This window comes from Bacillus sp. CH30_1T (genome assembly GCF_008364765.1).
In the GTDB taxonomy this organism is placed as follows: domain Bacteria; phylum Bacillota; class Bacilli; order Bacillales; family Bacillaceae_B; genus Rossellomorea.
In genome coordinates this window covers 404236-430672 of the sequence record NZ_VTUY01000002.1, presented here as the reverse complement: position 1 = coordinate 430672, position 26437 = coordinate 404236, and the positions used below count along the sequence as shown (strand labels likewise).

Annotated in this window: 23 protein-coding genes, 4 tRNA genes and 2 pseudogenes; 25 read left to right on the top strand and 4 right to left on the bottom strand. The window is 40.3% G+C overall.

Translation table 11 applies throughout. From position 1 onward, the window contains the following. Positions 1-166 precede the first annotated feature (166 nt). A complete protein-coding gene (gene dnaB / locus F0342_RS05230) occupies positions 167-1519 on the top strand; it encodes a replicative DNA helicase (protein WP_149154937.1) in 1353 nt (450 codons plus the stop codon). A gap of 48 nt (positions 1520-1567) precedes the next feature. Here dnaB and F0342_RS05225 read toward each other — a convergent pair whose 3' ends face one another. Further along, positions 1568-3292: an ABC transporter ATP-binding protein gene (locus F0342_RS05225; protein WP_149154936.1), complete on the bottom strand. Its 1725-nt coding sequence runs from the start codon at positions 3290-3292 to the stop codon at positions 1568-1570. A 291-nt stretch (positions 3293-3583) separates the two neighbouring features. Here F0342_RS05225 and F0342_RS05220 point away from each other — a divergent pair, with 291 nt between their 5' ends. Continuing rightward, entirely contained in the window at positions 3584-4876 is a 1293-nt protein-coding gene (locus F0342_RS05220; RefSeq protein ID WP_149154935.1) for an adenylosuccinate synthase, read from the top strand. Between the two features lie 40 nt (positions 4877-4916). Here F0342_RS05220 and F0342_RS05215 read toward each other — a convergent pair whose 3' ends face one another. Continuing rightward, positions 4917-5939: a potassium channel family protein gene (locus tag F0342_RS05215; protein ID WP_149154934.1), complete on the bottom strand. Its 1023-nt coding sequence runs from the start codon at positions 5937-5939 to the stop codon at positions 4917-4919. A gap of 129 nt (positions 5940-6068) precedes the next feature. Here F0342_RS05215 and F0342_RS05210 point away from each other — a divergent pair, with 129 nt between their 5' ends. The 20 genes and pseudogenes from F0342_RS05210 to F0342_RS05115 form a co-directional block, all read left to right on the top strand. Continuing rightward, positions 6069-6530 carry a hypothetical protein gene (locus F0342_RS05210; RefSeq protein ID WP_149154933.1) on the top strand — a complete coding sequence of 154 codons (462 nt, stop codon included), beginning with the start codon at positions 6069-6071 and terminating at the stop codon, positions 6528-6530. Continuing rightward, on the top strand, positions 6530-6838 hold the full coding sequence (locus F0342_RS05205) for a hypothetical protein (protein ID WP_113969395.1): 309 nt from the start codon (positions 6530-6532) through the stop codon (positions 6836-6838). The genes F0342_RS05210 and F0342_RS05205 overlap by 1 nt, the downstream gene beginning before the upstream one ends. 1 nt (position 6839) lies before the next feature. Continuing rightward, positions 6840-8081, top strand: coding sequence for a glutathionylspermidine synthase family protein (locus tag F0342_RS05200; RefSeq protein ID WP_149154932.1), 1242 nt, complete (start codon positions 6840-6842; stop codon positions 8079-8081). A 15-nt stretch (positions 8082-8096) separates the two neighbouring features. After that, a complete protein-coding gene (locus tag F0342_RS05195) occupies positions 8097-8510 on the top strand; it encodes a DUF350 domain-containing protein (RefSeq protein WP_148970568.1) in 414 nt (137 codons plus the stop codon). Positions 8511-8807: 297 nt separating this feature from the next. Continuing rightward, positions 8808-9197, top strand: coding sequence for a nuclease-related domain-containing protein (locus tag F0342_RS05190; RefSeq protein WP_149154931.1), 390 nt, complete (start codon positions 8808-8810; stop codon positions 9195-9197). A 162-nt stretch (positions 9198-9359) separates the two neighbouring features. Further along, positions 9360-9773 (top strand): hypothetical protein, encoded by a 414-nt coding sequence (locus tag F0342_RS05185; RefSeq protein WP_149154930.1) that lies wholly within the window; start codon positions 9360-9362, stop codon positions 9771-9773. 172 nt (positions 9774-9945) lie between these two features. Next, positions 9946-10021 (top strand) — tRNA-Lys (locus F0342_RS05180). Positions 10022-10038: 17 nt separating this feature from the next. Further along, positions 10039-10110 (top strand) — tRNA-Glu (locus F0342_RS05175). Positions 10111-10270: 160 nt separating this feature from the next. After that, positions 10271-10347: transfer RNA gene (locus F0342_RS05170), tRNA-Asp, on the top strand. A gap of 30 nt (positions 10348-10377) precedes the next feature. Further along, positions 10378-10450: transfer RNA gene (locus F0342_RS05165), tRNA-Phe, on the top strand. Between the two features lie 352 nt (positions 10451-10802). Continuing rightward, positions 10803-12290: a M23 family metallopeptidase gene (locus F0342_RS05160; RefSeq protein WP_149154929.1), complete on the top strand. Its 1488-nt coding sequence runs from the start codon at positions 10803-10805 to the stop codon at positions 12288-12290. 216 nt (positions 12291-12506) lie between these two features. Further along, positions 12507-13214 carry a response regulator YycF gene (gene yycF / locus F0342_RS05155; RefSeq protein ID WP_113969391.1) on the top strand — a complete coding sequence of 236 codons (708 nt, stop codon included), beginning with the start codon at positions 12507-12509 and terminating at the stop codon, positions 13212-13214. Between the two features lie 6 nt (positions 13215-13220). Next, on the top strand, positions 13221-15044 hold the full coding sequence (gene walK / locus F0342_RS05150; protein ID WP_149154928.1) for a cell wall metabolism sensor histidine kinase WalK: 1824 nt from the start codon (positions 13221-13223) through the stop codon (positions 15042-15044). Continuing rightward, entirely contained in the window at positions 15041-16393 is a 1353-nt protein-coding gene (locus tag F0342_RS05145; RefSeq protein WP_149154927.1) for a YycH family regulatory protein, read from the top strand. Before walK ends, F0342_RS05145 begins: the two co-directional genes overlap by 4 nt. Further along, complete coding sequence (locus tag F0342_RS05140; protein WP_188048412.1) at positions 16380-17189, top strand: two-component system regulatory protein YycI; 810 nt, start codon at positions 16380-16382, stop codon at positions 17187-17189. Before F0342_RS05145 ends, F0342_RS05140 begins: the two co-directional genes overlap by 14 nt. A 5-nt stretch (positions 17190-17194) precedes the next feature. Beyond that, the gene (locus F0342_RS05135) at positions 17195-17989 is read left to right on the top strand and encodes an MBL fold metallo-hydrolase (RefSeq protein WP_149154925.1); all 795 of its coding nucleotides are present in this window, start codon (positions 17195-17197) and stop codon (positions 17987-17989) included. Positions 17990-18203: 214 nt separating this feature from the next. After that, positions 18204-19445 carry a S1C family serine protease gene (locus tag F0342_RS05130; RefSeq protein WP_149154924.1) on the top strand — a complete coding sequence of 414 codons (1242 nt, stop codon included), beginning with the start codon at positions 18204-18206 and terminating at the stop codon, positions 19443-19445. 120 nt (positions 19446-19565) lie between these two features. Beyond that, positions 19566-19724 (top strand): CxxH/CxxC protein, encoded by a 159-nt coding sequence (locus F0342_RS05125; protein WP_113969385.1) that lies wholly within the window; start codon positions 19566-19568, stop codon positions 19722-19724. A gap of 94 nt (positions 19725-19818) precedes the next feature. Further along, entirely contained in the window at positions 19819-20298 is a 480-nt protein-coding gene (rlmH, locus tag F0342_RS05120; protein WP_149154923.1) for a 23S rRNA (pseudouridine(1915)-N(3))-methyltransferase RlmH, read from the top strand. Positions 20299-20402: 104 nt separating this feature from the next. Continuing rightward, positions 20403-20558: pseudogene (locus F0342_RS05115) on the top strand (EamA family transporter); the annotation flags it as partial. A 116-nt stretch (positions 20559-20674) separates the two neighbouring features. On the opposite strand, the gene F0342_RS05110 reads toward F0342_RS05115, so the two are convergent. After that, the gene (locus tag F0342_RS05110) at positions 20675-21670 is read right to left on the bottom strand and encodes a tRNA dihydrouridine synthase (protein WP_149154922.1); all 996 of its coding nucleotides are present in this window, start codon (positions 21668-21670) and stop codon (positions 20675-20677) included. A gap of 382 nt (positions 21671-22052) precedes the next feature. Between F0342_RS05110 and yiaA the strand changes: the two genes are divergently transcribed. Both yiaA and F0342_RS05100 read left to right on the top strand, forming a co-directional pair. Beyond that, on the top strand, positions 22053-22523 hold the full coding sequence (gene yiaA / locus F0342_RS05105; RefSeq protein ID WP_149154921.1) for an inner membrane protein YiaA: 471 nt from the start codon (positions 22053-22055) through the stop codon (positions 22521-22523). Between the two features lie 471 nt (positions 22524-22994). After that, the gene (locus F0342_RS05100; protein ID WP_149154920.1) at positions 22995-24497 is read left to right on the top strand and encodes a malate:quinone oxidoreductase; all 1503 of its coding nucleotides are present in this window, start codon (positions 22995-22997) and stop codon (positions 24495-24497) included. A gap of 128 nt (positions 24498-24625) precedes the next feature. Here F0342_RS05100 and F0342_RS25305 read toward each other — a convergent pair. Then, positions 24626-25080: pseudogene (locus F0342_RS25305) on the bottom strand (hypothetical protein). A gap of 423 nt (positions 25081-25503) precedes the next feature. On the opposite strand from F0342_RS25305, the gene F0342_RS05090 reads away from it, so the two are divergent. After that, the gene (locus F0342_RS05090) at positions 25504-26433 is read left to right on the top strand and encodes a hypothetical protein (protein WP_149154919.1); all 930 of its coding nucleotides are present in this window, start codon (positions 25504-25506) and stop codon (positions 26431-26433) included. The last annotated feature ends 4 nt before the right edge of the window (positions 26434-26437 follow it).

The following is a 26437-nucleotide window of genomic DNA, read 5'->3' as shown; positions in this document are numbered from 1 at the left end:
ATATAGTTTGATAAAAAATGTGATCTGGATACTATCCTGATCACATTTTTTCGGTAGGACTAAATTCTTATTTTCATATAGATTAAGGTGTTAACTTTGACGCAGGCAGCAGATGCCTATAGACGTCTGTTGCCCCTTCGCAGTTTGAATTGGAGGTTATGCATAGATGAATGAAGTGTTCCAGGAACGGATTCCACCACAGAATATTGAGGCGGAACAAGCGGTATTAGGTGCTATTTTCCTAGAGCCCAGCGCATTAACGACCACATCAGAAATTTTGATTCCAGAGGATTTTTATCGTCATTCTCATCAAAAAATATACAATGTCATGCTGAATTTGGGAGACGGGGGAAAAGCCGTCGACTTAATTACGGTGACAGAGGAGCTTGCAGCAGCGAAAGAGCTTGAAGATGTTGGCGGGGTCGCTTATTTAAGTGAGCTTGCAGCCTCAGTTCCGACGGCTGCGAATATTGAGTATTACGCAAAGATCGTTGAAGAAAAATCTTTACTGAGACGATTGATCCGTACAGCGACAGATATTGCTTCTGACGGCTATGCACGGGAGGATGAAGTCGATAGCCTCCTGAGTGAAGCGGAAAAAAACATCATGGAAGTAGCACAGCGAAAAAATGCCGGTGCGTTCCATAATATTAAAGATGTCCTTGTCAGAACCTATGACAACATCGAAACTTTAACCAATCGTAAGGGTGACGTAACGGGGATTTCAACGGGGTTTGCAGACCTTGACCATATGACGGCCGGTTTCCAGCGAAATGACTTGATCATTGTGGGAGCCCGTCCTTCCATGGGTAAAACAGCCTTCGCCCTGAATATCGCCCAAAACGTCGCTGTAAAAGCGAAAGAAAACGTCGCGATCTTCTCCCTGGAGATGGGAGCTGAGCAGCTTGTTATGCGTATGCTATGTGCAGAAGGCAATATTAATGCCCAAAACCTTCGAACTGGTGATTTAACCGATGAAGACTGGAGAAAGCTCACGATGGCAATGGGAAGTCTCTCGAATGCCGGCATTTATATCGATGATACGCCTGGTATTAAAGTGGGGGAAATTCGTTCGAAATGCCGACGTCTCGCTCAGGAGCACGGACTTGGAATGATCCTCATTGACTACTTGCAGCTCATTCAGGGGAGCGGGCGTTCAGGAGAAAACCGACAGCAGGAGGTTTCTGAAATTTCCCGTTCCCTTAAAGGGCTGGCCCGTGAGCTTGAAGTACCGGTCATTGCCTTATCCCAGCTCTCCCGTGGTGTGGAGCAGCGTCAAGATAAGCGCCCAATGATGTCTGATATTCGTGAATCAGGAAGTATCGAGCAGGATGCGGATATCGTAGCTTTCTTATACCGTGAAGATTACTATGACAAAGAAGCGGAAAACAAAAACATAATCGAAATCATCATTGCCAAGCAACGTAACGGCCCTGTTGGAAATGTATCGCTTGCGTTTGTGAAGGAATACAATAAATTCGTAAATCTCGAGCGGCGATTTGACGACGCTCCGGCTTAGAAGAAAAAATCCAAGCCCTGTCTGGTACAGGTGCTTGGATTTTTTTCTTTATAGAATGGTTGCATGTTGATGGGCATGAAGTCTTGTGAAGATGCCGTCCTCTTTTGAGAGCAGTTCTTCATGAGTACCATCTTCAGCAATCCCATTTTCGGTGACGACCAGAATGCGGTCAGCCTTACGAATCGTCGCCAATCGATGGGCGATGACCAGGGTGGTCCGGTCTTTTGCCAGTTCATTTAATGCCTCTTGGATGATCGCTTCCGTTTCGGTATCAAGGGCGGAAGTAGCTTCATCCAGAATCAAGATTCGTGGATTCTTCAGGAACATGCGGGCGATGGATAAGCGCTGCTTTTGACCGCCTGACAGCTTCAGCCCTCTTTCCCCGATTTGGGTATCATATCCGTCTGGTAGGGATGCAATGAGATCGGTCAGATGAGCACGTCTCGTTGCTTCTTCAATTTCTTCCTGCGTAGCATCAAGTTTTCCATAGGCGATATTCTCCCGAAGAGTCCCGGTGAATAAGAATACATCCTGCTGAACGATGCCAATTTGAGCACGCAAGGATTCCTTTGTCATCTCCCTGATATCGATGCCATCAATGGTGATGGCTCCATCTTCTATATCATAGAAGCGTGGAATCAATGAACAGATCGTTGTTTTCCCTGCACCTGAAGGTCCGACAAACGCCACGGTCTGTCCTGATTGAATGGAAAAGGATAAATCTCTTAGAATAGGACGGTTTGACTCATAACCAAACGTAACGTCGTCAAATGCAATATCTCCACGTAGAGTGGGAACTTCTATGGCATGTGGACGGTTTTCAATATCAGGTTCCATATCCATAAGCTCGGTGAACCGTTTAAAACCGGCCATTCCCTTCGGATATAACTCAAGGAGGGCTGATATCTTGTCGATCGGTTTAAACAGGACATTGATATAAAGAATAAAGGCAACGAGTTCTCCATAAGAGAGCACTCCGGAAAAGCTTAACCAGGCTCCGTATACTAGAATGATCAAGGTCATCAATCGAGTCGTAATGTAGATTCCGGATAAATTCACGCTCATCACGTTATAGGCTTTCAGTTTGGATTTGCGGAAGAATTGGTTATTTTCATTGAATCGTTCCATTTCATAGGACTCGTTTGTGAATGATTGAACCACCCGCGCCCCTGAAACACTGTCCTCGACGCGACTGTTTACATCGGCGATATTTCCGTACATTTTTGTCCAGGCTACGTTCATTTTAATATTCGAATACGAAATAAGCCAAACAAGAAATGGAACAATAATAATAGCGACCAGAGCAAGCTCCATATTTATTGTGAGCATGATCCAAAACGCACCAATGAAGGTCATGACTGCGATGAACAGATCTTCAGGTCCGTGATGGGCGAGCTCTCCTATGTCCATCAGATCGTTTGTCACTCGGCTCATAATATGACCCGTTTTCGTATTATCAAAGAAGCGGAAGGATTGTCTTTGAACATGGTGAAACAATTCCCGTCTCATATCCGTTTCGATATTGATCCCGAGCTTATGCCCCCAATAGTTCACGACGAATTGCATACTCGAACTAAGTAGGTAAAGAACAAGCAGGCCGGCAGAAACCGCCAATATGGTACTCCAGTTTCCCTCAGGCAAAAGGGAATCGATAAACCATGATACCGCCATGGGAAATCCTAATTCTAAAAGTCCAACCAACACGGCACAGGCAAAATCAATGTAAAAAAGCCGCCGGTGAGGCCGGTAATAGCTGAAAAAACGTTTAATCATCTCATCGTCACCTCTGTATTCAATTGTGTGTAAAATTCAAAATGCTTATTTTAGATTAGCAAAAGTTTCTAAATTGCGCTATCATAACCTGATGCTACCCCCTCAATTTTTTATTTATCTTAAGATTCTTAAAGTAGTGGATTATCGAAGCGTAAAGTATGCATTTATACGAACATAAATATAATTACCTATATAAACGTTCGTGTTTTCATTGACTTTCCTTTTTAGTGTTGATAAAATGAGTTTGTTTGATAAAAGAGGGAATACTAATTCCCGTCGGAGGTGCTTAATATGTCTTCAGTAGTAGTAGTAGGTACGCAATGGGGAGACGAAGGAAAAGGAAAGATCACTGACTTCCTTTCTGAACATGCAGAAGTTATCGCGCGTTACCAAGGTGGGAACAACGCGGGTCATACAATTAAGTTTGACGGAGAAACATATAAATTACACTTAATTCCATCAGGTATTTTCTATAACGAAAAAACATCCGTTATCGGAAATGGGATGGTTGTCGATCCTAAAGCTCTAGTGAAAGAGTTGAAGTATCTTCACGATCGCGATGTGAAAACAGACAACCTGCGAATCAGCAACCGTGCACATGTGATTCTTCCATATCACTTAAAGCTTGATGAAATTGATGAAGAACGCAAAGGTGCCAATAAAATCGGTACAACGAAAAAAGGAATCGGTCCTGCTTATATGGATAAAGCAGCACGTGTCGGAATCCGTATCGCAGATCTTCTGGATCGTCAATCTTTTGAAGAAAAGCTTGCTCGTAATCTGGAAGAGAAAAACCGCCTTTTTGAAAAATTCTATGAAACAGAAGGCTTCAATATTGAAGATATCCTGGATGAGTACTATGAGTATGGTCAACAAATTAAGCACTACGTTGTAGACACATCCGTTGTATTGAACGATGCGATTGATAACGGCCGCCGCGTTTTATTTGAAGGAGCTCAAGGGGTAATGCTTGATATCGATCAAGGTACATATCCATTTGTTACTTCTTCTAACCCGGTAGCTGGCGGGGTAACAATCGGTTCTGGAGTTGGCCCGACAAAAATCAACCACGTCGTTGGAGTATCAAAAGCATACACAACCCGTGTTGGGGACGGACCTTTCCCGACTGAACTGACGAACGAAATCGGAGACAGAATCCGAGAAGTAGGACGTGAGTACGGAACAACGACCGGCCGCCCTCGTCGTGTAGGCTGGTTCGACAGCGTGGTTGTACGTCATGCCCGTCGTGTTAGTGGTTTAACAGATCTTTCATTGAATTCGATCGATGTATTAACTGGAATCGAAAACTTAAAAATCTGTGTAGCATACAAATATAAAGGTGAAGTCATGGAAGAATTCCCTGCTAACCTGAACATTCTTGCTGAATGTGAGCCAGTATATGAAGAGCTTCCAGGCTGGACAGAAGATATTACAGGATGTAAAACGTTAACGGATCTGCCAGAAAACGCTCGTCACTACTTAGAGCGCGTATCTCAATTAACTGGTATTCCTCTTTCCATCTTCTCAGTTGGTCCCGACCGCTCTCAAACAAATGTAGTTCGAAGCGTGTGGAGCCCGAATTAATTCATAAAAAACTCTCAGCCATTTAAGCGGCTGAGAGTTTTTATTGATTTAATTGTTCGTACACTCTGTCATGACATACGACATAAAGAATGTCATCAGCATGCAGCTCCCGGTTCATGGCATCGGTGAAATCCATATTATCATTCACAGCGAGCAGAATAGCTCCCTTCTCCAGCAACTCCTCAGAAGCCTGCTTAATGGTCTTCCAATGCTCCTTTACTTTGAATTCGTGAATATTATTGCCGTATCGTTTACTAAGTAACTGTCTGAATAAATTAGTCGTTCCAGGATGAAGGGTCGCTTTTGCCATCAGTAGGGAAACAGAATCATTCGATAAAATAAAATCCTCAACAGCAATATGCTGGAACTTTGGAATGTGACGATCTTCAGACACTTCTACGATTGTATGGACTGGTTTCCCATGCGTTTTCGATAATCCCTCAACGGCAGACGCAATTAATAAAGTTTTCCCATCAACAAGGGACGGATCTTCAATCTTTGAATCGGAGAAAATCGCCACTCGTTTGGCCTCAAAGATATTGGCCTTCAGTAATACATTTTCATCGGAAGGATCCCCTTGGATGAAATGAATCTGTTCATGCTCAATGGGGGTGATAGGAAGCATGTCAATGAGCACAATTTCAGCGTCTGGCACATGAGCAAGAATTTCTTCAATGGCTCTCTCCGTTTTCTTCGACCAATTGATGTAGATATAATGATTTTCATATGTATACACTAACTTTCCCTCCCTTTTGAATTTCTGGAATGTGGTAATGGAATCAACGGTTTTACTGATCAACACCCCGATAATACCGATTCCAAAGATAAACAGGAAGATTCCCAATAACCTTCCTCCCACCGAAACGGGAAAATAATCTCCGTATCCCACAGTGGTCAAGGTCGTCATCGTCCACCAAAACCCATCAAAAAGCGTTTGAAATGTATCAGGTTCCAAAAAATGGCTGCCAAAGGTTCCAAACAGGATAATAATCAGGGATAATAGAAGAATGAAACCGAAGTCCATCTTCGTAATCTGTTTCCAAAGCCTTTGGAATATAATCATACATATCCTCCTTACGGAAAAATCATAGTTCAATAATACCAATGAATCCCTGAGGAATGAAACCTTTTCCTCACTGGTTCGTATATTTAATGAAATCATATCCTTCCAATCAGGAGGCTGGAGTCAAAAATGAAACGACCAATACTTGAATACCGTTTACGAAAAGGCAACGATACGTATGAAGCAATCTATCATTACCCTGATATCGAATTAGAACAAATCCTGGCTAGAAGGGAATGCGAATTTTTTGTTAAAGAAGGTGCGACGTATCGTCAGCTTTCTTCAGCGATTGAAGGGGATCGATTTATACTATATGTAGAAATATATGAAGAAGAACCTGTTACGGATCCCTTGTTTCCACCTGAAGGATTGGTACTGGAAATTCGCGAACTGAATCCACGAAACAACCACCCTATTTTAAAAATAGAACACCATGAATATCATCTCGATATTCTAAGCGTCATCGGTTCTGTTTATTATTATATTGATGGGGTGGAATGGGAACGTGATTCTGCTGAAATCGATGAGGATCGCTATGTGTATATATTATATGTAAAAACAACGGGCTATAAGCTGGAGGAGGAAAGATAATGAACAAAACGAAGAAAATGATGGCTGGGGTAGTCGCATCCGTGATGGCGATATCGGTAACCGGCTGTGGAAATCAGGAGCTTCCACCTGAACCGACAGATGTTGACTGTGATGACTGGGATTGGGATGACGAAAGCGGCACGTATTATTGTGATGACGACCGTTCCCCTCACTTTGGCTACTTTTGGTTTGCTGGTAGAATGTTCAAAAATAAATCCAGTCTAAAAAATTATTCAAGCTATAAATCGTACTCTAAGAGCTACAAATCAGGTATCGGAAGCGGCTCCAAAGGCGGGTTCGGAGGATAATATGATAGCCTCTCACCGCGATAAAAGAAACGCTTTCTATCAGCGCATCCCGGAGTTTTGGCATGATTTATATGACTTGGAGTACTCGTTATTGGATATTAAGATGGAATCACGTGACACGATTTCAGCGATTCATGAAGCATCCCGAAGAGTGTACACTATTTATCAAAAAAGTGCGGATCTACTTCGTGAGCTGGAGGATAATACCCTTCTGGAGCTAGGTTTTCCAAAGGAATCTCTTTCCTATATAAGGTTTAAGTCCATTCCTCAAGAGTGCATTGTTGGTCGCTTTGATTTCGTTGTAAGTGGTAGGGAAATCAAGCTATTAGAGTTCAATAGCGATACCCCCACCTTCATCAAAGAGCTTTATCATGTGAATGAAAAGGTTTGTCAGTATTTCGGGTGTTCAAATCCTAATGAGGGATTCGAGGTAGCGTTAGCGAAAGAGCTAAAGCGGGCACTCTTATCTTCTTGGAAGTCTTTGCAACGGGAAGGCGAACCTAAGATCGTCTTCACCTCTCACCAGGATCACGAAGAGGATCACTTGACAACAAAATATCTACAAAAGCTTTCAGGTGTGCCGTCTGAATATGTGAGCCTGGATCAGCTGCAGATTCGAGAAGATGGTCTTTATACTCCTCAAGGGGAGCGGATTGATGTATTATACCGGCCGACGTATCCTGTCGAACATCTCATTGAAGATAAGGATCCACTGACAGAAGATTATGTAGGCTTGGACCTGATGCAAATGGTATTTGAAAAAAAGATAGCAATCCTAAACCCTCCCTCATCTTTTTTACTGCAATCCAAAGGAGTTCAAGCACTCATATGGGGGCTTCATGAAGCAAATAGTTCTTTCTATACAGATGAAGAGCATCAATGGATCGAACGCTATTTCCTGCCAACTTACTTAGATCCCGAACACTTCGAAGAGAATGGGATCACCTACGTTCAAAAGCCGGCATTCGGCCGTGAAGGAGATACGGTTAAGATCATGGAAGCGACAGGAAAGATTCTTTTGCAGGATAAAAAAGAAACCTATAAGCAGACCCTGCCAGTATTCCAACAATTTATCCCTCTGCCTGTTGCTGCGATTAAGACGGATGAGGGAATAAAGGATGCAAGTTTGATGGTAGGCAGTTTCATTATTAATGGCACGGCCGGTGCGATCGGAATACGAGCCGGAAACGCCATCACCGATAACGAATCATACTTTCTGCCTGTAGGATTACAGGAGAACTAAAAAGGAGAGAAACTCATGCAAATCATAACAAGTGAAGCCTTACTCAGCTTTCTAGCTCACGTCGGAACGGGCCTTGGACTGATGATCCTCGGTATCACCGTTTTCGCATTTACCACCAAATTCTCTGAAGCTACCTTAATCAGGGAGGGAAACATTGCCGTTGCCCTCAAACTATGGGGAAAAGCCATCGGACTCGCCATCGTCATCTACACCGTTTGGGCTAACAGCTTGAATCTGCTCGACGCCTTTATCTGGGGACTCATCGGTATCGCCACTCAAGTCATCGCCTACTGGATCATTGAGTACGTACTAACACCTAAGACGAATTTAGCGAAGAAAGTGGAAGAAGGAAATATCGCCATTGGATTCAGCCTATTCTCTGCTGCAATTGTAGTGGGATTGGTTGTGGCTGCTAGTTTGACTTATTAATATTGGTTATGATGGAGATCTGCTGCTGGAGCGTTGTGTTGGTGCTCTGGTGGTGGGTCTTTTTATGCTGGTGAGTTCTAGTATTATCGGATTTAATGCATTTTTGAAAATAAATTTCCAGTTTTGAAAATAAAAGTGAGGTTTTTGAAAATAAAATACTATTTTTGAAAATAAAAGGTCAAGTTTTGAAAATAAACCTCTCTCGCATCAATTTATTGTTAAGATATCATCAGAAAAAAGCAGGGTTTCTTTAATAAAAGTAGAATATAAATAAAAAATTAGTATTGGAGTGATGAAATGATCATTAAAGAACGTCCTTTTCCGATTAAAATTCAAAAACTGCAGGTCCTACTCTTACGTATCCTTGAGACCCATTCTAAAACAAACTTTATTAAAGAAAACCTCTCAAAAAGTTTAGCCGGTTATAATGGAGAGAAATCAATCGACTATTTTTTAAGCCTTCTCCCCGACAAATCCTTTTATATTCTTCATGACTTACGCCTCTTTATAAACGGTCGATATTTCCAGATTGATACTTTACTATTAACAAAAAGCTTTGCACTCATTTTAGAAGTGAAAAATATAGCCGGGTCGATAGAATTTGATTCAACATTTCATCAAATGATACAGAAGAAGAACGGTGTTGAAATTGCACTGCCTGACCCTATTATTCAAATTGGCAGGTAAGAATCTCAATTTAAATCATGGTTACATGAGCATCATTTCCCTCCAATCCCAATCCACACACTCATCGTTATCAGTAACCCCCAGACAATTATTCGTTCAAATGATAAGAATGTAAGTCAAAAGGTCATCCACGCTGCTTTGCTCCCCAAAAAAATTTCTCAAATGAATAATGAATCTCATAAAAATATTTTACTGGATAGAGATATTAGAAGGATGATTAAGCTAATAAAAAAATTTGATACCCCACTGAACCCCTCAGTACTAAATCAATATAATATATCCAGACAAGAAATAATAAATGGAGTATTTTGTGAGATTTGTAGTTATCTTCCCTTAGATAGAGTGCATGGATACTGGTCCTGTCCTAATTGTAAAACAAAGTCGAAAGTAGCTCATCTTAAGGCACTCGAGCATTACAATCTGCTTTTTGGAGAAGAAATTACCGGACAACAACTGAAAGACTTTTTAAAGATTTCTTCACCTGCCCTTGCAACAAGAATATTAAACTCCGTATGTGTAGGTTATCGTGGGAAAGGAAAAGGGCGAGTCCACACTTTGCCTTCTAAGCACAAATAGCTTTAAGAAATACTTTATATCGGAAATCCCTCTAAATTATTCCCCAAGAAATAATTTTCGACAATAAATCCAAAAAAACTATTGCCCTCGACATTCATACTGTGATAATATTAATTTCGTTGTCACGAAAGCGGCTCTGATCAAGCTTGCTATTAGTGTTTATATATACTTAGAGCCATTAGCTCAGTTGGTAGAGCATCTGACTTTTAATCAGAGGGTCGAAGGTTCGAATCCTTCATGGCTCACCATTTTTTTCTCTCTACATGGCCCATTGGTCAAGCGGTTAAGACACCGCCCTTTCACGGCGGTAACACGGGTTCGAATCCCGTATGGGTCATTTTTATTTTTTGAAGTGAGATTGATAGGTTAGTTGATGTAGCTTCATTAAATATTTTGCTAAAGCAATTCAATGAAAAATATTTTGCTATCGCAAGGTAATGAAAGTTATTTTGCTAAAGCAATTCAAGGAAAAATATTTTGCTATCGCAAAAATTTTTGGTCCGGTAGTTCAGTTGGTTAGAATGCCTGCCTGTCACGCAGGAGGTCGCGGGTTCGAGTCCCGTCCGGACCGCCATTTACATATTTGATTCTTTTAAAACGATATGGCTCAGTAGCTCAGTTGGTAGAGCAATGGACTGAAAATCCATGTGTCGGCGGTTCGATTCCGTCCTGAGCCATCTTACAAAAAGTACTGCGACGACTTGACTCTCGTAGTACTTTTTTATTTGCCTTTGTAACACTATTGTAACAAAACATTATAAAATTCCTCTAATTTCTACCATGATTGTTTCAACGGCTCATCCACCTTTAGACCCACCTGGTTCCCACTGTGACGCTAAAAACACCATTGAAGCGCTTTCTTTGAATTCTAATCAATTATACAGTTTTATTACAATCTTAATTCTGTGTCCCGGATTTCGTCGAATTATGGTAAATTAGTAAAGTACGAATTTTATATAATTTTACTAAATTAGGCTTAATGAACTACCGTAACTGGGATTTTTGCTTTAGTTTATAGGAGGCAACTCAATGAGTTTTGGAGAGAAATTAACACCCATTTTAGAAAAATATAAAAAACTTAATATTCGACATAGATCCAATCAATTTGTAAAAAGAGTAGGGATTACAACTCTCGCTCTTACGACTCTAACTTTTTCATCTGCGGCAGCAAGTACAGGAACGGATGAAGATCTGCAAACCATCTATCATGTATATATGGGTAGTGAGTATGTAGGTGCTGTTACGAATCAGGAAGAAGTAGAAGCTATTTTGGATGAGAAACTGTATGAGGCTAAGAAGGAATACACGGATTTCCAGGTTGATTTTACTCATGATGTAACGTACATACCTGAGAATGTGTTTTCTGCTACGAAAACAAACAATCAAAAGGTTATTGAGAACCTAAATAAATCAGTATCGGTTGAAGCAAATGCTTTTGCTTTAGTTGTGAACAATAAACCCGTTGCTTATGTTAAAGACGAACAGGCTGCTGATGATGCTTTAAAGACTTTTAAGCTCAACTATGTTTCTGAAGATGAGTTAAGCGAATTGGAAGCGCGAAAAAGTGACTCTTCATCCTCTTCTCTACCCGCTTTAAAGGAAAATGAAACACGTTTATTAGAAGTTTCTTTTAAAGAAGAGGTAGAGATGAAGAAGACGCAAGTGGAGCCGGAAGAAATGATGTCTTCTAAGGAAGCTGCAGATCTTCTTAAGAAGGGTACCTTAGAAGAAAAAAAATATAAGGTTCAAGAAGGTGATGCTCTTGGTACGATTGCAGAAGAGCATCAGCTAACCACAGGGAAGTTGCTGGAATTAAACTCAGAGCTGAAAAAAGACGATGCCCTTAAAGTCGGTTCGGAGTTAAATGTGACCGTCTATGAACCTCTTGTCCATGTACTTGTTAAGAAAGAAGCTAACAAGATTAAAAAGATTGCCTATGAGAAAGAAGTAATAGAAGACTCTTCTATGAATAAAGGCGATACAAAAGTGAAGCAGGAAGGTCAAGAAGGTGAGAAATCCGTTACGTTTGAAACAACAGAAGTGAACGGTTCTCAAATCGAGAAAAATGTAAAAGAAGAGAAGAAATTAAAAGATCCAGTGAAATATATTGTCATTAAAGGAACAAAAGCAACTCCATCAAGGGGATCAGGAAACTTTGCATGGCCGACAAATGGCGGTTATATTTCCTCTAAACAAGGACCAAGATGGGGTAAAGTTCATAAAGGGATCGACATTGCGCGACCAGATAATCCTACAATTAAATCCGTTGATAACGGAAGAGTCGTTTCTGCCGGTTGGGACGATGGCGGTTATGGAAATAAAGTTGTGATCGATCATGGAAATGGATATAAAACGATTTATGCTCATTTAGATTCCATTTCTGTTTCTGCCGGTCAAACGGTGGAAAGAGGTCAAAAAATCGGTATCATGGGCTCAACTGGTGAATCTACCGGTGTTCACCTGCATATCGAAGTTTACAAAAATGGATCACTTATCAATCCATTAGATGTATTGTAATTGTATATAGGTAATCAATCATGGGACTGACACAATCATTTTATTTGTCAGTCCCCTTTGTTATATTTAGATTGTAGTCAAAAAGAAATGAAATAAAGGTTATGATAGAGTTAAAGATGAATTAATATGGAGATAGTGATAAATTTAAAGGAAGAATCCTATACTAATCACAACTTTATATGATACATTACTTTTTTCTAAAGGAGATCAATTGACATGGAGAAGAAAATATTAGTCGTTGACGATGAGAAACCAATTGCAGATATACTACAGTTTAATTTGAAAAAAGAAGGTTATGAAGTACATTGTGCGTATGATGGAGACGAAGCCGTCAAGATGGCTGAAGAAATCAAGCCTGATCTTGTTCTTCTTGATATTATGCTTCCGAATCGTGATGGAATGGAAGTTTGCCGTGAAATCAGGAAGAAGTATGAAATGCCTATCATTATGCTGACAGCGAAAGACTCTGAAATTGATAAGGTACTGGGATTAGAACTGGGTGCTGATGATTATGTAACGAAACCTTTTAGTACACGTGAATTGATTGCCCGTGTGAAAGCTAATCTGCGACGCCATCAGCAAGGGGCACAGCAAAATGCTGAAGATGAGAACAATGAAATTACGGTAGGTTCTTTAACCATCCATCCGGATGCGTATGTTGTTTCTAAAAGAGGAGAAACGATTGAGCTGACACATCGTGAGTTTGAGCTTCTTCATTACTTAGCGAAGCATATTGGACAAGTGATGACCCGTGAACATTTGCTTCAGACTGTTTGGGGTTATGATTACTACGGAGATGTACGTACGGTCGATGTTACCGTCAGACGTCTTCGTGAGAAAATTGAAGACAACCCAAGTCACCCTACCTGGATCGTAACACGTAGAGGAGTCGGTTATTACTTACGAAATCCTGAACAGGAGTAATTTGTAATGAAGAAAGTTGGTTTAACCCGTTCCATACATCTGAAATTCGTTTTGATTTATGTTCTGCTCATTCTTCTCGCCATGCAGATTATCGGTGTATATTTTGTAAGGGCCTTAGAAGAGAAGCTCGTCGATAATTTCCAAACTTCTATTAAAAATAGAGTGGAATTATTAGAGTATACAATTCGTGAAGAAATAGTAAAGAAACGGAGTGAAGATGATCCCACACTCGAAGAGGATATCGGGAGAGTATTAGATGATAGTCAAACATCTGATATATCCGAAATTCGAGTGATTAATGATAGAAGCAAAATTATTGGCACCTCAGACCCAAATAATCAGAGTCTAGTTGGTCAGGTTAGTGGGGAGAAAGAGGTTAAAAGAGCCCTCGCTGTAGGTTTAGGTCATGAGGATATCTATCTTGATGATAAAACGAGAGATCGAATCTGGGTGTATACAGCACCAATAACTTCAAATGAAGAAGTCATTGGTGCTATTTATCTTGTCGGTGAAATTGAATCGGTTTATGACCAAATGAATGAAATCAACAAGATTTTTACGAATGGCACCTTAATTGCCCTGGTCATAACAGCGATTTTGGGTGTGTTATTGGCTCAAACCGTGACAAGGCCGATATCTGATATGAGAAAACAAGCACTCGCTATGGCAAAAGGGAACTTTTCCAGAAAAGTAAAGGTCTACGGGTACGATGAAATAGGTCAGCTTGCGATTACATTCAATAATTTGACCAAACGTCTTCAAGAAGCCCAAGCTACGACGGAGGGCGAGAGAAGAAAGCTTTCTTCCGTGCTTTCCTATATGACCGATGGTGTCATTGCAACAGATCGAAAAGGACGGGTCATTCTGATTAATGATCCTGCAGCGGATATGCTGAATGTTTCACGTGAAACAGTCGTTTCTCAACCCATTGTATCCTTACTGGGATTGGATGAGGAATACACGTTTGATGATCTGTCCAATGAACAGGATTCGATCATTTTAGATTACAGTACTAAAGAAAAACCTTATATCTTACGGGCGAATTTCTCCATTATTCAAAAAGAGACCGGGTTTGTGAACGGTCTGATAACGGTGTTACATGATATTACGGAGCAGGAGAAAATTGATTTAGAGAGACGGGAATTTGTTGCAAATGTGTCCCACGAACTTCGTACTCCGCTTACAACGATGAGGAGTTACTTAGAGGCATTAGCAGAAGGGGCATGGCAAGATGAAAACATCGCACCTCAATTCCTTGATGTTACTCAAAATGAGACGGAGAGAATGATTCGGTTAGTAAATGATCTTCTTCAATTATCGAAAATGGATAGTAAAGACTATCGTTTTAATAAAGATTGGGTTGATTTCATTCTCTTTTTCAATAAAATCATTGATCGATTTGAAATGACTAAGAATGTCAATGTGACCTTTAACCGTTTCTTACCAGACAAAGCAATGTTTGTGGAAGTGGATCAGGATAAAATCACACAGGTTTTGGATAACATCATTTCGAACGCTTTGAAATATTCACCAGAGGGCGGAACCATTACATTTAAAACCATAGAAAAGAACGGATATATTGAAATCAGTGTATCAGATCAAGGATTAGGGATCCCGAAAGAAAATCTGGAGAAAATATTTGAGCGTTTCTATCGTGTCGATAAAGCCAGAACAAGACAAATGGGTGGCACAGGACTTGGTCTTGCCATAGCAAAAGAGATGATTTCAGCACATGGTGGTGACGTATGGGCGACAAGTACTGAAGGAAAAGGAACCACCATCACATTCACTCTCCCATATGATTCCACTCAAGAGGATGATTGGTCATGAATTACGAAAAAATTAAATCGATAATTCTAACGCTGCTCGTATTCATAAGTATATTTCTTACCTTCAATCTTTGGACGTATCAACCAGGGTACGATACGATTAATAAAGATGAAGCTTACGAAGTTGCCGTGGGAGACAAGATACCTGAGAATGAACTGAACAGCGTTCTAATCAAACCGTTTAAACTTTTCTATCATTCAGGAAGTAAGACAGTCGGGACTTCGGATGAATTCGAAATCAATAAGGTTATTGAACAATTAAGAACCTGGACATTGTTTGATATGAAAGATCTTTCAAGAGAGTATAATATGTCAGAAATCAAATCTGTTATACACGGTGAGAAAAAGGTAGAAATTGTTTTCCCAGACAATGTTCCACTCTCTATTTATAGTCAAGTGTTAAAATTAGAGGAGAAAAACACCCTGAACGGATCATTTAACCGAATCATTATCGACCTGAATAATAACGGTTCAGATACAGGTTCCGTATATTTTGTTTTATATGAAGAAGGAGAAAAGAAATTTTATGAAAGCCGGGTAGACCGTGCTAGTTTAGAAGCTTTCGAAAAGAGCTTTGTTCAAAAAGCCGTTTATAATTTTGATGAATATATAGAGCAGCCATTAAATAATAAAAAAACGATATTTCTGCCCAAAGATGCTGAGGATTATATCAGCTATAGATATTATTCGGACCTTGATTCCCCCGAAGAATATGTTCAAGCACTGTTTAGTGACCCCAATAGTGTAGATAAGGGATTTACAGAGCAGGGCGAAAAATTTACAAATGTATATAGTTTATTAAAAACGAATAAAGAACATAACACGTTGTCTTATGTGAATCCATCAGAAGAAAAAAATGGAGGATCATCTGCGACAGAGCTGCTTCAAAAAAGCATGGAGTTTGTGAATGATCATGGTGGCTGGACCGATCAATATCAATTCTTCTCGATCAGCCCTCTTGAGAATAAAATTGTCTATCGGCTATTTGTGCAAAATTATCCTGTTTTTAATGAAAATGGGATGGCTGAAATTTCTCAAATCATGGGTCAGGAGTCGATTAACGAGTACAATCGTCCGTACTTTAAATTAGATTATGATCTGCGGTTTGATAGTGTAAATGAGGTGAGATTGCCATCCGGATCTACCGTTTTATATCTTTTGGCAAAGGATGATACGATCAACCTGGAGTATGTAGAAGATGTCATTGTCGGATATAAGATGACTAGAGATACTAATGAATCGAATAGAAAATTCCTTGTATTTGAACCTTCCTGGTATTATAAATACGATGGTAATTGGTTACGCCTACCTTTGGAAGAACAGGAGGGGCTTGGAATTGGACTGGAGTAAAACGAAGAGCATTTTTATTATTGTCTTTCTTATTTTAGATATCTTTTTAATGTCGTTGTTCGTTAACAAAGTTTCTGAAAGTAATCCAGAAACGTTAAGTCAAGTTACCTTTGAAGAGCAATTAAAGACTGATAAAATTGATTATCCAAAAAATCTTTCAAAGGAATCAATGAAAGAAGCCTATATAAGTGCAAAAACGAAAATGTTCACGGAGAAGGAAATTGAAAAGTTGAAAAATCAAGATGTCAGTGTCGTCACGGATAATACAATTCATTCAACGTTAGAAGAGCCATATCCCATAAGTGAAAAGTTTTCACCTGATGAATTAAACGATTTTATGAAAAATCAGGTCGTAGGCGGTGAAAAGTACAGCTTCTGGAATTATAATGAAGATGAACAAACGATTATTTACTATCAGACGTATAAGGACAGACAGATTTTTAACAATTCAAATGGTAAAGTGATCCTTATTCTAAATAAAGAAAGTGATATCGTCTCTTACAAACAAACACTGCTTGAGGATTTAGAAGAATTAAGCGGGGAAAAGAAAAGCCTGCTTACTCCTCTTCAAGCTCTTCAGGTTTTGTGGACCAATCATAAGATAAGCACGGGCAGTACGATCAAAACACCTGAACTGGGATACTATACTTTTTTATCGCGTGAAGAATCCCAAGTCTTGGCACCAACTTGGCACTTTGTTGTTGAATCAGGTGATAATAAGGAAGACCTATTTATTAATGCAGTTGAAGGACAGATTTTCGAAGTGACCAAACCAGAAAAAGAAACAATGGAGTGAGAGATATGACCATGCATTTTAGTGTGCTTGCCAGTGGCAGTACAGGAAATGCGATATTTGTGGAGACGGAAGAGCATTCCTTTCTTGTCGATGCAGGATTGAGCGGGAAGCAGATGGAAGGACTGTTCAGTCAGATTGATCGAAAGATAGAAGATTTATCGGGTATTCTTGTTACCCACGAGCATAGTGATCATATTAAGGGAATCGGTGTGCTTGCGAGAAAGTACAAGCTTCCTATCTATGCCAACGATAAGACATGGAATGCCATGGACGGGTTAGTAGGGAAAATAGATACGGAACAGAAGTTTTCGTTTGATATGGAAACAGCCAAGCACTTTGGAGGATTGAGCATTGAGTCCTTCGGGGTTTCACATGATGCGGCAGAGCCAATGTTCTATATTTTCCACCAGGGAGAGAAAAAGCTTGTTCTGGTAACGGACACGGGATATGTAAGTGATCGGATGAAAGGGATCATTTCCAATGCCGATGCGTATGTATTTGAAAGTAATCATGATGTGGGCATGCTCCGAATGTGCCGGTATCCGTGGAATATAAAGCGTCGAATTCTTGGTGATTATGGACATGTTTCTAATGAGGATGCTGCCATTGCCATGAGTGAAGTGATGGGTGATAATACTAAAGGGATTTACCTGGCCCATTTGAGCCTGGATAACAATATGAAAGATCTAGCCAGAATGAGTGTGACGCAAACACTCGAGTCACAAGGAATAGTAGTAGGAGAACAAATTGATTTATTTGATACGGACCCTAAAGTACCAACACCTTTAGTTGCGATTTAAACCGATTCAAATGTTTGCGATTTTTCTTTTGAAGGTATGAAGAAGGTGAGGGCTGATGTCTTCACCTTTTTTTGTCTTCTTTTTGTATTTACATATCCAGTAAGTATATGAAATTCTTACACTTTTTTCATCATTTTTTAATTTAATCTGACTATAATCATGCTTGTAAAGATAAAATAACAAAAGGAATAGTTGGCAGAAAGGATGAAGTTAGATGGGATACTATGATTCAGATCATAATTCTGGAAGCAGAAGCAGGCAAAAGGGCAATCGGGGAGGAATGTTCCTTGCAGGGCTAATGGGAGTGGTACTGGGAGCCATATTGGTCATTGTGGCGATTCCTCAGTTAACCAACTTAGACATCTTACCATATTCAATTCAACCCGACGAGGACCTGAAAGAAACGGATGATGCGTATCATAATGGTGCTACTCAAAGTGTTTCTGTCGATGTGACAACGGATGTGACGAAAGCCGTTGAGAAATCCGGAGATTCTGTTGTAGGAATCACGAACATTCAATCTCAAAGCTTCTGGGGACAGGGTGAAGGACAAACACAGGATCAACAGGCGGGTACAGGATCCGGGGTAATGTATAAGAAAGAAGGCAATAAAGTCTATATTGTGACCAATAATCACGTGGTAGAAGGAGCAGATCAGCTGGAAGTGACGCTTGCGGATGGGACCAAGGTACCTGCTGAAATGCGTGGTGCGGATATTTGGACAGACCTCGCTGTAATCGAAATCGATGGAAGCAAAATCAAGAAAGATGACATTGCCGAGTTTGGAAATTCTGATAAGCTTAAAGCGGGTGAACCTGTTATTGCGATTGGTAACCCGCTTGGACTGCAATTTTCCGGTTCCGTCACACAGGGGGTTGTTTCAGGTGTAGAGAGAACGATTCCGGTCGATATAAATCAGGATGGAATGGAAGATTGGAATGCAGAAGTTCTCCAAACCGATGCAGCCATCAACCCAGGGAACAGTGGTGGAGCCCTCATTAATATTTCCGGTCAGTTAATTGGAATCAACTCCATGAAAATCGCACAGAGTGCAGTTGAAGGGATCGGACTTGCCATCCCGATCAACTATGCTCAGCCGATTATTGAAGACCTTGAGCAGTACGGTGAGGTCAAGCGTCCTGCAATGGGTGTGACTCTGGAGGATGTGAATAAAATTTCTGCCTATCATCAGCAGGAAACGTTGAAGCTTCCGAAAGAAATCAATTATGGTGTCATGATCAGACAAACCGTTCCCAATTCTCCAGCTGCCCAGGCCGGCTTACAAGAGCTGGATGTGATTACTGAGCTTGACGGAGAGAAAATTGAAAATGTCATTGAATTAAGAAAGCATCTATATAACAAAAAAAACGTAAACGATCAAATGAAAGTCACGCTCTATCGAAACGGGGAAAAGAAAGAAGTATCCATGAAACTGACTGACGAATCCCGATTATAGAATGTGGATAAGCGAAAAGCAGGAAGGCCAGGTGCCCTTTCCTGCTTTTTCTTTACATGATATGATAACTGTGGATAAGTATATACTCTAAAATTTAACCGAAGATTAGGAGGAAACGCCATGATTTACTGCTGCTTAGAGCATGTAGAATTAGCCATGGATATTGTCGTCGATGAGCATGAGGTAGCGCCTCAACTGACTGAGCTTTCTGAAGAAAAGAAGTTATCCACAACTTGTGAATATTGTGGGAATAACGCAATATATATAGTGGCGAACTAATATTCTCATACGATATGTGGATTGGTTTTGTGGATATGTGGATAAAGTCTGTGGATAACGTGTTTGTAAATTGTTTGTAAAGTGAGTGTGGATAGTGAATATCACCATTGTAACGGTTGGTAAATTAAAAGAGAAATATTTAAGGCAAGGAATAGGTGAATATGTAAAGCGATTAGGAGCTTATGCAAAGATAGAAATCGTCGAGCTTGCCGACGAAAAAGCTCCGGAAGTGTTGAGTGAATCTGAAATGGAGCAAGTGAAGAATAGAGAAGGCGAACGGATCCTGGCTAAGATCTCCCCTGATCACCATGTCATTGCCCTTGCAATCCAAGGCAAGATGCGCTCATCGGAAGATCTTGCCGATAATCTGGACAAGCTAGCTACGTACGGGAAAAGCAAAGTGGCGTTTGTTATCGGTGGATCACTTGGATTGAGTGATGATGTGATCAAGAGATCCAATGAGACCCTTTCTTTTTCAAAGATGACCTTTCCCCATCAATTGATGCGGTTGATTCTGGTGGAGCAGATTTATCGGGCGTTTCGGATTAATCGGGGTGAACCGTACCACAAATAGTGGTAAAACAGAGGGTTGAAGTTGTTATCAAAAAGAAATGCTAAACAAGATATAAATCAATCCTCGCCCCCTATTTTTCCAATTCTTTATTACAACTTTTTTTAGAACCATTAACGGCAGCATTATTAGGAGTTTTCATATTAGGCGAATACTTAAGCTTAACTTCTTGGTTAGGAATTTTCCTCTTAATGCTAGGTATCGCAATAGTAATATGGTCATCCAAAAGTTCTGATAGCAAAAAGGAACATAGAGTGGTTTAGGAATCAGTTAAATTGTAAAAAGGCAATAAAAGTTTAAATAAGGGAAAAAGGGGTCAGACCGCCAGTAAGTTAATGCTCACTGGAGGTCTGACCCCTTTTCTCAAAAGAAATGGGCTTTACTTAGACACAGAAAAGCCTTCCTCATCTTTCACTGCATCAGCATACTCATCAAGCAGAGCCCGAACTTCATCGGTGGATTCTGATTCCATTAGACGATTTCTCAGCTCACTCGCTCCCCGGAAACCGCGGACGTAAATCTTAAAGAAGCGGCGGAGTGGTTTGAATAGCCTTGGCTCGAGTTCTTCGGAGTATTTATCATGAAGGTCGAGCTGCAGTCTCAGGAGATCGAGCAGTTCTTGACTGGTGTGCTCTTTCTTCTCTTTTTCGAAAGCAAACGGGTTATGGAAGATCCCCCGTCCGATCATAATGCCATCAACGCCGTATTTCTCCGCAAGTTCAAGTCCCTTCTGGCGGTCAGGAATGTCGCCATTGATGGTCAAAAGTGTATTAGGAGCGATTTCGTCACGGAGTTTTTTGATCTCAGGAATCAGCTCCCAGTGAGCATCGACATCACTCATTTCCTTTTTCGTACGTAGATGGATGGAAAGATTGACAATATCCTGTTCCAATAGGTGCTTCAGCCAGTCGCGCCATTCCTCCACTTTGGTATAGCCGAGACGGGTTTTCACACTGACTGGGAGTCCTCCCGCTTTGGCTGCCTGGATGATTTCCGCTGCGACATCCGGGCGGCGGATCAGGCCGGAGCCTTTCCCGTTTGCTGCGACATTGTGCACAGGGCAGCCCATATTGATATCAATTCCGCGAAAGCCCATTTTAGCCACACCGATACTCGTTTCACGGAAGTATTCGGGCTTATCCCCCCAAATGTGGGCGACGATCGGCTGTTCATCTGCAGTGAACGTCAGACGCCCGCGTACGCTGTCTTTTCCTTTCGGATGGCAGTAGCTTTCCGTATTCGTAAACTCTGTAAAAAACACGTCAGGTCTCGCCGCTTCACTCACGACATGACGGAAAACGACATCGGTCACGGCTTCCATCGGTGCGAGAACAAAAAACGGCCGAGGCAACTCATGCCAAAAATTATCTTTCATAATATATTTAAACCCTTTCCTTAAGGAAAACATGTTCCCATAATTAAAAAGTAAAGTACTTCAGTTTTATCCATTCCCAGTTGGGCTGGATTTCAACCAGTATATACTTTAATAGTAAAAAGCGAAAAGTGCAAGGGGATGATTAGTCGTGTTTCTTCATGACTAAAAGAAAAAAAATAAAAGATAGCAAAAAAAGGGTCAGTCCGCCAGTAAGCTATCGCTACGCATACTGGGGACTGGCCATTTTTACTAAAAAAATTCATACCATATAAGTGAAAATTTCACTCATAATAGTAAACAAAATCTGTAAAAAATTGCTATAATGATTCTTAGGTAGCAGGGTAAATCCTGCATATTGAATGACAGTAAAGGGGTGCGGTAAATGTCTGAGTTGAATGAAAACCCGTTAATGAAAAATGATGAAAAGAAACCAAAGATCAAGGTGGAAAGAAAAGAAGGGGAACCGACTGCCGCGTTTAAAGGGGCAAGTTGGGCAGCTTTGGTGGTAGGTGTCTCCGCTTATCTGATTGGCCTGTTCAATGCAGGAATGGAACTGAATGAGAAGGGGTATTACTTTGCTGTATTGATATTCGGATTGTATGCAGCCGTATCCCTGCAAAAAGCAGTAAGGGACAAGGAAGAGGATATCCCTGTTTCGGGCATCTATTACGGACTCAGTTGGTTTGCAGTGATTGTAGCCATTTCCTTGATGGCGATCGGACTTTATAATGCCGGTAGTATTATCTTAAGTGAAAAAGGATTTTATGGTATGTCATTTGTTCTTAGTCTATTTGCGGCTATTACCATTCAGAAAAATATCCGGGATACGCAGCTGGCTAGAGAAAGAAATTAATAATGGGGGGCGGTACTGCTTGCAATACTGCCCTTTGTTGTTCTGGATAAGTTAGCAAAAAAGAAGGATCAAAGAACAACCCAACGTTCTTTGATCCTTTTTTAACGACAAGTTAACTCAAGTTTTCAATCCTCATTGAAATGCTGCGCTATCCCCAAAAACCGAGTGAACAAAAATGTGCAGGTTTTCCCAGGGGCTTTAGAGGATGGGCGTGGGAATAGATTCCTATGTATATATTTTTGTTTACTAGGTTACCAAGTCTTTGAAAACGGACTTTGCACTTTTTTAAAAGCTCAAAATAGTATATAATTATCAGATAATGGTAGATATTTTAACCCCTAAATTATTATAATAGATTGTGGTATGGTTATAACAGAACAGGTGAGTTCCAGGGTGGCGCCTTGCTTTAAGTGAGACCCGAGCAGGAGCGGTTACTCTTTTCTGAAAATATAAAGAGTAAGGAAGGTTATCATGAGCAGCATACAGAAAAAAACAGACGTTATTTTAATTGGTGCCGGAGTCATGAGCGCGACTTTGGGATCTTTGCTGAAAGAGTTAGCACCTGAATGGGAAATCAAAGTGTTTGAGAAGCTCTCAAGTGCAGGTGAAGAAAGCTCGAACGAATGGAATAATGCGGGTACGGGGCATGCTGCATTGTGCGAGCTTAACTATACGTCCGAGAAATCTGACGGATCGGTAGATATTAGTAAAGCAATTAAAATCAATGAACAATTCCAGCTTTCAAGACAGTTTTGGTCGTATCTTGTAAACCGTGATTTGATAGGTAATCCTGATGGCTTTATCATGCCTATACCTCATATGAGTATGGTGCAAGGGGAAAAAAATGTAGCGTTTTTGAAAAAACGATTGGAAGCGCTGTCAAGTAATCCCTTGTTTCAAGGAATGGAATTTTCCGATGACCCTGAAAAACTAAAGGAGTGGATACCGCTCATCATGGAAGGCCGTACATCGAATGAACCGATAGCGGCAACCAAAATCGACTCCGGGACGGACGTCAACTTCGGGGCTTTAACACGAATGATGTTTGACCATTTAACGAGGCAAAATGTCGAGATAAACTACAAGCATAGTGTGAAGGATATTAAACGTACCAGTGACGGATCTTGGGAAGTCAAGGTGCATAATATCGACAGTGGTAAAATCGAAAATCACACGGCAAAATTTGTCTTTATCGGCGGTGGAGGCGGAAGTCTTCCTTTACTTCAAAAAACTGGTATTCCTGAATCGAAACATATTGGAGGATTCCCGGTAAGCGGACTGTTTATGGTGTGTAACAATCCGGAAGTAGTAGCGAAGCATCATGCCAAAGTATATGGTAAAGCCAAGGTGGGGGCTCCCCCAATGTCTGTTCCGCATCTTGATACACGATATATCGATAATAAAAAATCGTTACTGTTTGGACCGTTTGCCGGTTTTTCACCCAAGTTCTTAAAAACGGGTTCAAATTTAGATTTGATTGGTTCTGTCAAACCGAATAACGTTCTCACGATGCTCGCGGCAGGTGCCAAAGAGATGTCATTGACTAAATACCTGATCCAGCAAGTATTGTTGTCGAATGAAAAGCGAATGGAAGAACTGCGGGAGTTTATCCCTAATGCTAAACTCGAAGATTGGGATATCGTAGTGGCTGGCCAACGTGTGCAGGTGATCAAAGATACTGAGGCAGGCGGGAAAGGAACACTTCAATTCGGTACGGAAGTAGTCAGTGCCGCTGATGGCTCTGTAGCCGCATTACTTGGTGCTTCCCCTGGGGCTTCTACTGCCGTTCACGTTATGCTTGAGTTATTTGAAAAATGCTTCCCACAGCATATGAGTGAGTGGGAGCCGAAACTAAAAGAAATGATTCCTTCATATGGGATGTCACTAGTGGAAAACCCATGGCTGTTTAATGAAATTCATACTTCAACAGCAGAGACGCTTGGTCTACATGGGAAAGAGTTAGCTTACAGTTAATATGCAAACCTAAATATATTCGAAACAAACCCAAGCTCATGGCTTGGGTTTGTTTCGTGTAATCTATCAGAATTCCATCTGTACATATGTACATAGAAAAGCCTGTAAATGAACAAAACACGAAATGTCTAACACCAGATAATGATTCTATAAGGAGTGGTTTGAGCAGGTATACTCATCGTGGCGGGCCCATAGATCACGATCAGATTCCGGTTGCCAGGGTACTTTGAAAAGGATTGTCCGTTGGTTAATACCATTTGAGTATAGGGGGATAGATTTAATCTTAGCATGCCATCGCTGCTCTCCAACTGTGAGTTGAAATAATCTACTTTTACATTTTGAGTTGAACTTTCTTTTACCATGACAAGTGCAGGATATTGTGGTGGATAGATAAGAGGAACAGGTGCGTTTCCATCATAATATCCGGTTATTCTATCCCTACAGCCACCATTACATGGTTCACAAAATATATGGTTGGTGACACGACGAAATTCACTGTGCCTCTTGATCTATCTTCTACAGATATTAATTTATTACAGCCTTCCCCTTCTCCATTTTGTCCTGTTATAAAATCACTGATCATGGTGATGGTACCTTGAAAAGAATTAAACCTTACCCTGGCATATCCTCCATTACATATAAGAATCGATTAGTATTAACGGCAAATTGACTAAGCTGATGGATCAAACAGAACCCTCAACACAATATAGTTTTCCAGAATGAGGATTATCCCAAATAGTGAAAAATTTTATCTGACACATGAATTGTTCCTTGTAATCAACCTTATTGATAAGAGTATAGAAGAACTTTCCGAAGACTTAGAAATCTACATTGATGAATTTGGATATTCACTAAAAAGTCTTTTTGAGGTGTTATCTCTTCCAAAAATAGTATATTACATGTAAGCTATCATATGTATTTCTATTGTTAATGAAAGTTGAACATTACATTTATAAATCTAAGATTTCAAAAAATAAACTTTGAATAGAGAGAAGGTAGAAAAATAGTGAAGAAGTTCATTCTCCTAATGATAATCTTACTGTTGGCAGGATGTGATTCGTTGGAGGAAAAAGTTTCGGTATATACTGAAAAGCAAATTGAAGAGGCTTATGGCGAAAAAGTGAAAATGACTTCAATAAAGGAATCTACCCCAGTTGGATCAACGATCATTGTGGTACTCGTAAAGCTTTTCGGAGATGGATATGATGTAGAATTTGAATCGGAGGATCATCCAAATTTTACATTTAGTGGTGACATTTCTGGAAATCTCGAAAACTTCGATGAAAATTTTATTCAAAGCAAACATGAGTATTTTCTTGAAACCGATAAGGAGTATAAAAAATATAATAAGGTCTTCCTCGAAAATGGAATAGAAGATGTACATATGAAAAGTAAGATACATAAGGGGAAGACCTATATTAAGGTATACGGTATTTACAATGGTGGGGACTCCAACCCAGAAAAGCTAGTCAATACACTTGAAAAAATAGGCTCAAACCTTGTAAACATACCTATTGAAATATCACTTGATCTAAAAATGGGATATGATAATTTAATTACAGATTACTACGGAAAAAATGAATCGAATGATTTTGTACAAGTGTTAGAGCAACAATTTATGCTGTTCCACCATAATGATATTGTAGACACAGAAGAATTGGATCAAGAACTGGAGCCGCTAAATATGTTTGTTGGTTCAATTTTAGAACTGGAAGTTGACAATGATTATTTTTACACACGGCTATATAAGCATCAAACTTTAACATTGCATATCCGTCCTCAGTCAAGCGAAGGGGAGATAATTAAAGCATTTGAAGTCTTCAAAAATCATGGGATGGATGAATCAATAGTTGGAATAGTTAATTTGGAGGGGCAGTGTAAGGTCAAGGAAGTAAAAGTAACGGAAGATTTAAACCGGTGTTATCCAGGTCTGTAAAAAT